The organism is Jiulongibacter sediminis, from assembly GCF_001306455.1.
Taxonomy (GTDB): Bacteria; Bacteroidota; Bacteroidia; order Cytophagales; family Spirosomataceae; genus Jiulongibacter; species Jiulongibacter sediminis.
Window position 1 is genome coordinate 1 of record NZ_LGTQ01000026.1, and the last position, 710, is coordinate 710.

1 pseudogene is annotated in these 710 nt (G+C 46.8%); it reads left to right on the plus strand.

What is annotated here, in order from left to right:
- Nucleotides 1-710 (plus strand): annotated as a pseudogene (locus AFM12_RS19395) (hypothetical protein); the annotation flags it as partial.

Here is a 710-nt window from a genome sequence, read left to right on the forward strand (position 1 = left end):
CTTTTACTCAAGCCATATCCGGGGTTGAGAATACCACCGGAAGCCATATTTCGGTGTACTACCGGGCCATTTATGACTGTGAGCTCACCAACTGTAATAAGGCCACATCTGCAGCTGTGGAAGTGGTTATTGCTCCGAAATTAAATGTTGCTATTTCGGCTAGTAAGGGCACAATCTGTGAAGGAGAAACTATTACCGTCTCAGCCACAGGGTGTCAGGCCAGTTTAACCTGGAATACCGGTGAAACTGTAGCGAGTTTTGAGGCGAGTCCGACAATAAGTGTCTGGTATGTCGCCACTTGTTCGGCTTCCGGCTGTGATAAGGTTGTTAAAGACTCAGTTGAGGTCATAGTGAACCCGGGAATAGCGGCTCCATCGATTGAGTCAACATTAACAGAAATTTGTTTTGGGGATTCGACTGTTTTAACCGCCTCTGGTTGTACTGGAGATTTACTTTGGAGTACTTCAGAAACAACTACCTCGATTATTGTAAAGCCTGTGTCGACTGAAAATTATTCTGTGGTATGCCAGAGTGGAGTTTGCTCGAGTCTGGTGGCTGAAATAACCATAACCGGCTATCCTGTTCTGGAGGCAGGTGAAGTCTCGGGTGTCTCGGGCATCAATTGCTCAGGATACAACCCGCCAACTATCCAAAGTGTGACCAGCCCTTCAGGTGGAAAAGGAGTTCTGACCATTCAATGGGAAATGTCA